Genomic DNA, 925 nt, shown 5'->3' with positions numbered 1-925 from the left:
CTACCCGCAACGAACGACTTACTGCTTCGCCCTGAAAACATGCGTACAGTGTTTGACACCATGAAAGCGGCAGGTAAAGACGTTGAGATTTCAGAAATTGAAGGGGGTTGGGGACACCTTGATGGCATTTTCTCAATCGCCCCTAAAGCGCAGCTTATCAGTGAGTTTTTAGAGGAGTAGCCCGATGAGCAAAACAGTTTTAATTACCGGTGCAGCCAGTGGTATTGGTCTATATGTTGCCCAGCAACTGGCGATGCAAGGTCACACTATTATTGTGACTGATTTAAATCCGCAAGCAGCACAGCAAGCGGCAGCAGGCATTGTTGAGCAAGGTGGTAGCGCCGAAGGGTATGCACTTAATGTGGCAGACAGTGATGCAATAGAGCAGTTTTTTACTGAGCTTAATCAGCCAATTGATGTACTTATTAATAATGCAGGTATTCAGCACGTTGCGAAGCTTGAAGATTTTCCGGCTGATAAGTGGCAGTTCTTACAGCAAGTTATGCTCGTTGGCCCGGCGATGATGACCAAGGCAGTACTCCCTCGCATGCGTGAGCAAGATTTTGGTCGCATCATTAATATTGGCTCAATTCATGCGATGGTGGCGTCTAAATATAAGTCGGCTTATATCGCCGCAAAACATGGCTTAATCGGCTTTGCTAAAACCATGGCGCTTGAAACTAATGATGCCAATATCACCATTAATACCGTGTGCCCAGCGTATGTAAAAACGCCGCTTGTGGAGCAACAAATTGCCTCGCAAGCTAAAGAACATGGCATTTCTGAGCAACAAGTGATCGACACGATTATGCTAGCACCGATGCCGAAAAAAGCATTTATCGGCTTAGATGAGATCCTGCATACCGTTAGCTTTTTAATGGCCGATGCAGCACGCAATATTACCGCCCAAGCAATCGCCATTGAT

General features: G+C 46.2%; 2 protein-coding genes. Both read left to right on the top strand.

From position 1 onward, the window contains the following. On the top strand, positions 1-180 hold a 180-nt coding region (locus GY683_RS05855), incomplete at its 5' end, for a hypothetical protein (RefSeq protein ID WP_297287852.1). A gap of 4 nt (positions 181-184) precedes the next feature. Beyond that, positions 185-925: 3-hydroxybutyrate dehydrogenase (locus tag GY683_RS05850; RefSeq protein ID WP_297287851.1), on the top strand; the 741-nt coding region annotated here is incomplete at its 3' end.

The organism is Moraxella sp. (genome assembly GCF_024227015.1).
Taxonomy (GTDB): domain Bacteria; phylum Pseudomonadota; class Gammaproteobacteria; order Pseudomonadales; family Moraxellaceae; genus Moraxella.
The sequence above is the reverse complement of the archived record's forward strand: the minus strand, read 5'-3'. Positions and strand labels throughout refer to the sequence as shown.